The sequence below is a fragment of the Bacillus sp. 196mf genome, assembly GCF_003217275.1.
Taxonomy (GTDB): domain Bacteria; phylum Bacillota; class Bacilli; order Bacillales; family Bacillaceae_G; genus Bacillus_A; species Bacillus_A thuringiensis_S.
Map to the genome: position 1 here is coordinate 1 of NZ_QJTG01000066.1, position 6,046 is coordinate 6,046.

The following is a 6,046-nucleotide window of genomic DNA, read 5'->3' on the forward strand; positions in this document are numbered from 1 at the left end:
TTTTCTTCAAAAGGTACTTGAACGCTATCCCAACGGGAAGATAGCCATAATTCTTGATAATGCGCGTATTCATCATGCGAAGCTCATCCAACCGTTTTTAAGTAGACATCTGCATCGCTTAGAATTGGTATTTTTACCTCCCTACAGCCCGGATTTAAATCTAATTGAAGGATTATGGAAATGGCTCAAATCTGACGTCATCCATAACGTTTTTTATTCATCGGTCTACGAGATTCAAAAAAATGTACAGGCTTTTATCCAGGAGTTAAATCGCACACCTGAAAAAGTGATTAATCGATTGTGCGTTCAATTGTAAAGCTTAAATTCAACTTATATAGTAAGGAATATATTCTCCCAGATTCTTTTGTTAACAAAGGTCCTAACGATGCTAATATTAAAACATACAAAGCTGAGAATGGTTTAATCGTTGCCATTAAGCCGCCCGCAATTCCAATATTCGCGACGATAATGGAAAATTCTCCGCGTGATACAAGTGTTAAACCGATATTCGTAGAAGCCTTATGCGATAACCCAGCTTTACGCCCCGCAACCATTCCAGCAGTAAAATTACCGATAAGAGTAATGAAAACTGCTCCTAATGCCAACCACACTGCTCCGCCAAGTGAAAATGGGTCTATACTTAAACCGAAGCTGAAAAAGAATATAGCTCCAAAGAAATCACGAAACGGAACGACAAGCTGTTCAATTCGATCACTATGCTCTGTTTCAGAAAAAACGAGTCCTAGTAATAATGCTCCAATTGCCTCTGCAACATGAATCGTTTCTGAAAATCCTGCTACAAAGAATAAAATAGCGAATATTACGATAATAAAAATTTCATTGGACGAAATATCTAACATTTTATTTAAGAATCGTGTAGCTTTTCTAGCAACTACAAAGAATAGTAGCATATACCCTACTGCGATTAAAATAGATGTAAGAGCACCTACAAATGACGTTGCCCCTCCGAGTACTAATCCTGAAACGACTGATAAATATACCGCTAAAAAGATATCATCAAACATAATGATTCCTAAAATTAGCTCCGTCTCTTTATTACCAGATCTTCTTAAATCAACAATTACTTTCGCAACAATTGCACTCGATGAAATTGTTATGATCCCAGCAATAATTAATGTTTCTAATAAGGGGAAACCCATTATATATCCGTAAAGTAAACCTAATATAAAATTAAGCGATATATGAACAGTTCCCCCAAAAGCAATTGATTTTCCTGATTTAATTAATTTTTTAATTGAGAATTCTAAGCCTAAATAGAATAAGAGGAATATAACGCCAACACGGCCGAGGAAGGAAATAACTTCTCCACTTTCAATAAATCTTAAATCGATAAGCCCTAAATCTGGGGCATGTGGTCCCACTAGCATACCGAGTATAATGAGAAACGGAATAATCGAGAACTTTAACTTTGCAGCGAGAATAGCTGCAAAAGCGACTAATACTAACGCAGTTCCAACTTCAAAGATTAAAGTATCCATCGATTATGAATCCCCTCCTACTGAAAGCAACTCATTAATAATTCTTTTTACTTCATGTCTTTCGCCTGATAATACGAGCATATCGCCAGCTTCAATGATAGAATCTGGGCCTGGATTAAAGAACTTCTTCATATTCTTTTTCAAAATGGCAATAATCGTTACGTTATATGTGTTTCGAACATGTAAACTACCAATTGTTTTTTGTACAACTGGTGCATTATTTTCCACCTTAAACCACTCAATTGATAATCCCTCAAAAGCCATTTCAATCGTATCTAAAGCTTGTGGCCTATATACCATTCCGCCCAATATAGCTGCAATTTGTCTCGCTTCAGAATCACGAAGAGAGACACTTGAAATACTCTCTTCATGATCAGCATCAAAATGGTACATTTCTCTTCGGCCATCATCATGAATAACGATAACCATCTTTTCATTACCTTTTGTAATCACTTCAAACTTACATCCAATACCCGGCAGTTCACTCTCTCTAATATTCATATTTTCCGCCTCCTAATTTTTTAGTTACGGCTTTTATAAATCGACATCAATCTCCGTTTTAAAGGTCTCATCCTTTGAGATACCTAAATACTTTAGTGTCTCTGATGGAGTCGCGTGATGAAAATGTTTTTGCAATAGCGCAATCGCTATCCCTCTTTTGTACGCATGAAATCCGAACGTTTTTCGCATTGAATTCGTTCCGATTTTACCAACAACTCCAACTGCTTCTGCAGCATTATGAATTACACGATACGCTTGTTGGCGCGTAATTGAATTTGGCGTTTTATTAGATTGAAATACGTAATTTTCTCTTTTAACGCCAATAGATTGTACGTAATCTAAAAGCGCTTCTTTTACTTTTGTATTTAAATAAATATCTTGTTTAAATTTTTCATCTTTCACAGGAAGAGCATAAAACTCTTTAACAGTCCCGTCTTCATTTAATACATCTTCAAATTTCATGCTAAGTAGTTCTGTAATTTTTAATCCTGTGTTAATTCCAATAACAAATAAAAGATAATCTCGCTGGGAGTGCTCTTTTAAATATTTTTTCATAGCCTCAATTTGGCTTATATCTTTTAATGCCTCTACAACTTCCATACATGTATTCTCCTCATCTTATGAACGGTAATTTTCTCATTATGTTGTCCATTTTACCTTATCATGCTATGAGATTTCCATGTGTTATCCATTATTTTCACAATATACTCAGGTGGTTCTGAAAACTTTCAATGTGGAAACTTACGATTGTATAAATACGTTGCGGTAAAAAAATGTGGGGATAAAAGTTCAGCTTCTTTCTACAGATTGGATTCCTCCTTTCCTTATACAGCTACTTCTACTTTTATATTACGTTACTTACTTACATTATATTATACATTTCAGTAACATTAAAGTGTTTTTTTCTGAAAATAATAAAAACCGAGCGTTTTTGCTCGGTTTTTATTATTAGTCTTCTTTCGGAAGAACAATTCCTTTATACAATTGAACGGTAATGAAGTAATAAATCGCATAAATAACTACGAAAATTACAATTGGTACCCAAATACGGAAGTACGGATCGATTAAAATAAATCCGAAAATATTCATACCAACTAATACGTGAGCGATACCCACAATTGCTGGGAATAAGAATACTAAGAATAACTCTTTATAAATCGATTTCGTTAGTAACTCACGGCGCACACCGATTTTACGAAGCATTTGATAACGCGTAATATCTTTTGATGCACCAGAAAGAATTTTAAACATAAGGCAGCTTGCCATCATTGCTAAGAACGCAATTCCAAGGAAGAATCCCATAAATACTGTTCCACTCGCAATGCCATAGAACCCACTATAAGCTTGATATTTACTATCCATTTGTTCAGCTTTTACATTTTTATATTTATCTAGCTGCAACTCATCAAGTTTTTTCCATTCTTTTTTATATGTTAAAAAATCATCTGTTTTTCCGATAAATGCTATACCTTCTTTACCATTTATCCCATCGTACATTTTTTGATCTACAATTTTAATTGCATGATCATTGTATAAATAATATGGATGGATTGTACTAAAAGCATCTGTCCATTCCGCTGAAAGTTCTTTAGTATTCGCATCTTTTTGATTCATCTCTCTAGAAACTGCACCTACCGGTAGTTCCTCTGAAACTTTTTTCGTATTTACTAAATCCTTCATAGACTTCATCTTTGCCATATCTTTTACGAAAGGACGATTTTTCTCTAAATCTTCTTTTACATAGTAAACGTATTTATCATCAACTTTATAACGATATTCGCTTTTCTCTTTAAATGTAATACCATCTAAAATTTTCTTTTCTTCAGCTGTTGGATTATGAACTACTGAATCATATATTACTAAACCATCTACCATTTTTATAACGTTATTTTTGAACGCCATACCGCCCGAAATTGCACCAGCTCCAAGCGCAACTAACATTGCCACTGTTGCAAGTACTTTCGTTAAACTATTAATTCGGAAGTTTAATTGTGCAAATGTAAAAGCATTAAGTCCTTTTTCACTACGCTTTTTATTACTTTTTAACTTTTTAATAATGACTGGAAGAAGTGAGCCAAATAGCATGTAAGTACCAGCTGTCGTTGTAATTAATGCAATAAGGATTCCCATCTCTTTTAGTTTTTCCATATAGATCATAGATGCATAACCTATACCTAATAAAATAACAGCAAGGAATGCCACTACAACTGTCTTTTTACCTTTTACTGCAACACGCTCTGTTTGTGCATCTGCATGTACTAGTTGCAATACAGAAATACGTGACAATTTAATACTGTTCATAATTGCTGATAATACAAATAGTGCAAAGAAGAAGATGCAAGTAACAGTCATAGATGGTAGATAAAATGCTTTATACCCTTCACCAGCAAATTCAAGCTGTTTCATTAATAACTGTCCAATACCTTCTGCAAGTCCTACTCCAACTGCAATCCCGATTGCAAGAGACGCAGCACCTAATACGATTGTTTCAATAAACATAAGTAATGTAACTTTATGTTTTTTCGCACCTAACATCATATACATACCGAACTCTTTTTGACGAAGAGATAATAAGAAAGAGTTTGCATATAAAATGTAGAAGAACGTTATAATTGCTAATAAAAATGATCCTGCTTGGAATACGAATCCAATAGATTTAATCACTGAATTAGATTCTAAAAATGCTTTATTCAGTGCTAACGTTTGGAACATGTAAAAAATTGAAATCGACATGACAAGACCAACAAGTAAGACGATATAATCTTTCAGCTTACTTTTCAGCCCCGACATGGAAAGTTTAAATAACATACTGGAACCTCCTTTCTTACGCCTTTTGTGTACCTAAATCTGCAAGTACATCTAAAATTTCTTTGTAGAACTCTTCACGCATACCACCGCGATGAATTTCTTTATATAGCTCACCATCTTGAATGAATAAAATACGCTGACAGTAACTTGCACTATATGGATCATGCGTAACCATCATAATCGATACGCCTTGATCTTTATTTAAGTTTGTCATCGCATCAAGTAAACTCGTTGCATTTTTAGAATCAAGCGCTCCTGTTGGCTCGTCCCCTAAAATAATTGCCGGCTCATGCACAAGTGCACGCGCTGCTGCTGAACGTTGTTTCTGTCCACCAGATACTTCAGATGGATACTTTTGAAGTATTTCTGTAATCCCTAACATATCCGCTACTTTTTCTACTTTCGGTCCAATATTACGTGATGCGACACCTTGAAGAGAAAGTGGAAGTGCAATGTTTTCATAAATAGATAAGTTCTCTAATAAGTTAAAATCTTGGAAGATAAATCCTAATTTTTGCGAACGAAAATCTGAAAGCTCACCTTGCTTCATTTTCGTAATATCCGTTCCCGCAATTTCAACAACGCCGCCCGTTGCCTTATCTAACGTTGAAATTACATTTAATAATGTCGTTTTACCAGAACCAGATGGTCCCATAATTCCAACAAACTCACCCTCTTGAATTGAGAATGAAACACCCTTTAACGCGTGTGATTGGTTCTCACCTTTTTTACCGTACACTTTTTGAACGTTTTTCACGTCTACAACTGGTTTCGTCATATATATCCTCCTACGCTTGTTTTTCCATTACCTATTTTGCGCTTTTTAGAGGCGAACTGCTATTTGTTAACATTACATTTACCTTACACTTTTGTAATATAAAAGTAACTACTCAGCTTAGTTAGGAAACAAGGCATGCCAAATACATGTTTCCGATTTGAAAACATGATAAAGAAAAGACTCCAATCAGAGAATGAATCTAGATCAAATCGAGAAATTCTCTTATGAAGTCGTGATTTTCCAAGGAACCGTTCCGGTTTCTATAACCTGGCCTATCGCTTGTAAGACAGATTGTTTTTGTTTTTTCATGGTACTCATAAAGCTTCGTATTTGACAAAAAGATTCTGCACCTTTCTCACTTCGGAAAGTCCCAGACACTTTCTGTTTAACTTTCGTCATTCGAATATCCCGTTCTGCTTGATTGTTATCAAATGGAATGTCTGGATGTTCTAAGAACGCT

The 6,046-nt window shown here is 34.8% G+C and carries 7 protein-coding genes; 1 reads left to right on the top strand and 6 read right to left on the bottom strand.

Features of this window, described 5'->3' with window-relative positions; all coding sequences use genetic code 11:
• A partial coding sequence (locus ATL10_RS30070) for a transposase (RefSeq protein WP_142670037.1) occupies positions 1–316 on the top strand: 316 nt, incomplete at its 5' end.
• Here the strand turns inward: ATL10_RS30070 and ATL10_RS30075 are convergent.
• The 6 genes from ATL10_RS30075 to ATL10_RS30105 all read right to left on the bottom strand — a co-directional run.
• Positions 291–1,499, bottom strand: coding sequence for a cation:proton antiporter (locus tag ATL10_RS30075; protein ID WP_110498265.1), 1,209 nt, complete (start codon positions 1,497–1,499; stop codon positions 291–293). The two genes, ATL10_RS30070 and ATL10_RS30075, sit on opposite strands and share 26 nt — an antisense overlap.
• Before the next feature lie 3 nt (positions 1,500–1,502).
• A complete protein-coding gene (locus ATL10_RS30080) occupies positions 1,503–2,000 on the bottom strand; it encodes a cation:proton antiporter regulatory subunit (RefSeq protein WP_001026053.1) in 498 nt (165 codons plus the stop codon).
• 33 nt (positions 2,001–2,033) lie between these two features.
• Positions 2,034–2,600, bottom strand: a complete 567-nt coding sequence (locus tag ATL10_RS30085; protein ID WP_000454206.1) for a tyrosine-type recombinase/integrase — start codon at positions 2,598–2,600, stop codon at positions 2,034–2,036.
• Positions 2,601–2,948: 348 nt separating this feature from the next.
• A complete protein-coding gene (locus ATL10_RS30095) occupies positions 2,949–4,808 on the bottom strand; it encodes an FtsX-like permease family protein (RefSeq protein ID WP_050822136.1) in 1,860 nt (619 codons plus the stop codon).
• 16 nt (positions 4,809–4,824) lie between these two features.
• Positions 4,825–5,586: an ABC transporter ATP-binding protein gene (locus tag ATL10_RS30100; protein WP_000165836.1), complete on the bottom strand. Its 762-nt coding sequence runs from the start codon at positions 5,584–5,586 to the stop codon at positions 4,825–4,827.
• Positions 5,587–5,808: 222 nt separating this feature from the next.
• The coding region (locus ATL10_RS30105; RefSeq protein ID WP_142670038.1) for an IS66 family transposase at positions 5,809–6,046 on the bottom strand (238 nt) is incomplete at its 5' end.